Raw genomic sequence first — 3,114 nt, 5'->3', positions numbered from 1 at the left:
ATTGCTGAAAAATACGATGTCAGTTTTGTTGATTGTCAAGTAAAATTGACCCACTTTTTCATTTAAATTTGACCCACCTTAGTTTTGATGGCTGATGGATCAGTTTTCCATGTGAATTCTGTTTTTCACACTGTAAATTGACCCACCTGTTAGTGTGTAACGACCCGATAACCGGCACTTTTTAATGAAGTCTGGTCGATTATCATCGTTTTTGACAATGAGTCCAGTGTGATGTATCTGCTTAACTCCAGCAAACGATCACCCAGCAGTTCCTGAATCAGTTTTTCCATGTCGGCAGGCCGATTATCGATCAGATGCTTTTCTGATGTTTGAACACGCTGAGGAACCACTGGCGAACAGAGTTCTTCGATGCTCATAAAAAGATGATCAGCCTCGGTTAGACCGTTTACCAGATAACAATCCCGATCCGGATCGTATTCAAATCTCGGATCTTTATCAATTCTTTTTCTTATAAAATAGGGGTTTTTCACACCATACTGACTGCGCAGAAGATCATAAGCAGCAGTACGGCCTTCATCATTGTATACCTGAACAACCCCGATTAATGCTTCATTACTTACCTTTGACATGTTTAACTCCTGTCTATCTATGAAATACCAACCATCGGTTTATCCGATGCCAATTCTTCTGTTAACACTGTTTTTTGACCCTTTGACACGATAGCTGTCACCTGTTATACTTAGTACATGACAGTGGTGGAGCAATCGGTCAAGAATCGCCGTTGCAGCCAGCTGCCCGGTAAACAGTTCGTCCCACTTGCCCATTGGCAGGTTGGTCGTAATAATGAGGGAGCTTTTTTCGTATCGTTGGCGGATGATCTGGAAAAATAGGCTCTCTCTTTCTTTGTCCATTTTTATGTAGGATAATTCATCAATAATCAACAGTTCAATCCGGTTCAGTTTTTCAAGTGTTTCGGACAGTTTTCCAATTAGCATTTCTGCATGAAGCGTATCAACCAGTTCCTTTGCATTGACAAACAGAACGCTTCGACCCGCATGACAGGCATTGACACCGATTCCGGTTGCAATCATGCTTTTCCCGACCCCGGGCGGCCCAATGACAATAATGTTTTCATGCCGATCTAAAAACTGCAATCGTCCCAATGCTTCAATCTTTTCTTTGTCGAGCGTATCATTAAAATCATAATCGATCTCACCAAGCGTCGCCGATAATTCAAAGCGGGCATTGCCTAAAAGCTTTCCCGTACGACGGGCATTTTTCCCTTCTTCTTCAACAGAAAGCAATCTTACCAGAAAATCCCTGTATCCCATGGCAGTCATTTCGGCTTCCGCAATAAGATCCGGATACTGCTGTCGCATATCAACAAGTTTGAACTGTTTCATTTTGGTTTCGATATAAACTTCGGGTTCGGCTACTACCTGTTGCATGATATTGCCTCCGTTATATTGATTTCATAATAACTGCAGTCTCTTATAAGCAGAGCATCCTCATCCTGAAAAACGACTTGCTCATTGGGATCCGACCTATCCGGAGTCTCCATTCCCATCAAACGCTGTCCGCTATTGTAATCCCGCAAGAGTGCCCGGAATGACTTGATATCCATCTTGTCTTCATCAACGGCAATCCCGATAAAACGGTTTAATACCTGGTCATCATAAAGTTCCTGCAGTTCCATGATCTTTCTGGCATAATGCGTCGGCTGATCAAACTTTCTTCCGGCGGCTTCCAGATAGTTATACCCGTTGCTGAATCTTTCTGTAAAATCTCTGCGAATCTGAGGGATGGATGTGCTGACTTTTTTGGCGATCGCTTCATAATGCTCCGGATTGGTTACCACGTCATGTTTCTTATCCGAGACTTCAAAACGCAGGATCAGGTTTTCTTTTTGATCATAGAGTTCGGCTCTGAATCCGTAAATGATTCTGAATAATACCGTTTTTCCCACATACTTTACCGGGACACTGTATTTGTTGCCGCCAATGCTGAGGTAACTGTCCGGACTGACAATTCGTTTTTGTAGCGGTTTTGTAGAATAATGGGATTTTGGCAGCGGTTGTAATACTTGTTTTTCCTCCAGTAGATAGTGCTGGTTGGGAATCCGTTTTGTTGTCGTGTGTTTTTCATCGCACCACTCATCCATAAACTTTTTTCCGCGCGCATTGAGTTCATCCATGGTTACAAACGTATTGCCTTTAATAAACTGCTCTTCAATATAATTGAATGGTCGCTCGATTTTGCCTTTTTTACGGGGCCAATAACAGGGACATGCATTCAGCTCAGTTCCCAGATGTTTTGCCATCATCAGGGCATGGGGATTGTACCTGACTTCCTCCTCAGTTTTTGGATCATTCGTGATAACCAGCGCTTTGGGATTGTCAATCAGCAGCTCAAGTGTGACGCCGCCAAGATCATCATACAGTTCCTGAATCGCCGCATAGATTGCTGGTCCATCAACCTTCAGTGAAAAACAGACGGCTTTTTTTCTTGATGCTGCCAGAATCATTGCAAAACAATAGACCTTACGGTATCGTCCACCAATAACGACTTCGTATTCTGACCAGTCGAACTGCGCCTGATCACCTGGTGGACTTTCATGCCGCACCGTTGCTTTTTTACTGATGTGCCCGCCCATATCCTCATCCACCTTCCTGAGGAATCGATAAATCGGACCAATACTCCCTTTGTAGCCTTTTTTCCTGAGTTCTTTGAAGATCCGAGTTCCATTAAAGCAATAGGGTTCACACCTCCATTCAATGATCTTTTCCTTAAATTTATCAATCTTTGTTCCATATTCGGTCCGCTGATATTTCGGCGGTTCACTTAATAACAAAAGTTTCTTTACCGTATTCCTGGATATGCCAAGAATATCCGCTGTCGATCGTTTGGACTTTGTCTGCTTGTACACTTTCTGCACGGCTGCCCAATCCTCCAAATTTTTCACCCCTTCTTCCTCCTATCGGCATGATTTGCATGCTGATAAGATTATAATTCTCTTTCTGAGGCGGGTCAATTCACAGTGTTAAATTTCCGTGGTACGGAGTCAATCAGAACCAGGATTATTCGCTCCTTTCCCCTCCGGGTGGGTCAATTTTCACCGTTAATGGTGGGTCAGTTTTAAGTATAAATCAATAA

General features: G+C 43.0%; 3 protein-coding genes. All 3 read right to left on the bottom strand.

Going from position 1 to position 3,114, the window contains the following annotated elements:
• Positions 1-149: 149 nt before the first annotated feature.
• From AKG39_RS18045 to istA, 3 genes are read right to left on the bottom strand one after another with little or no spacing between them, the layout of a single operon-like run.
• A complete protein-coding gene (locus AKG39_RS18045; protein WP_050741802.1) occupies positions 150-590 on the bottom strand; it encodes a hypothetical protein in 441 nt (146 codons plus the stop codon).
• A 39-nt stretch (positions 591-629) separates the two neighbouring features.
• Positions 630-1,409 (bottom strand): IS21-like element helper ATPase IstB, encoded by a 780-nt coding sequence (istB, locus tag AKG39_RS18040; protein ID WP_050741801.1) that lies wholly within the window; start codon positions 1,407-1,409, stop codon positions 630-632.
• The gene (gene istA / locus AKG39_RS18035) at positions 1,397-2,923 is read right to left on the bottom strand and encodes an IS21 family transposase (protein WP_050741800.1); all 1,527 of its coding nucleotides are present in this window, start codon (positions 2,921-2,923) and stop codon (positions 1,397-1,399) included. The genes istB and istA overlap by 13 nt, the downstream gene beginning before the upstream one ends.
• Between the last annotated feature and the right edge of the window lie 191 nt (positions 2,924-3,114).

This window comes from Acetobacterium bakii, assembly GCF_001263355.1.
GTDB lineage: Bacteria > Bacillota > Clostridia > Eubacteriales > Eubacteriaceae > Acetobacterium > Acetobacterium bakii.
The sequence above is the reverse complement of the archived record's forward strand: the minus strand, read 5'-3'. Positions and strand labels throughout refer to the sequence as shown.

Excerpts from the sequence above, each read along its gene's own strand:
- AKG39_RS18045 (WP_050741802.1), bottom strand. The coding sequence starts at position 590 with ATGTCAAAGGTAAGTAATGAAGCATTAATCGGGGTTGTTCAGGTATAC.
- istB (WP_050741801.1), bottom strand. The coding sequence starts at position 1,409 with ATGCAACAGGTAGTAGCCGAACCCGAAGTTTATATCGAAACCAAAATG.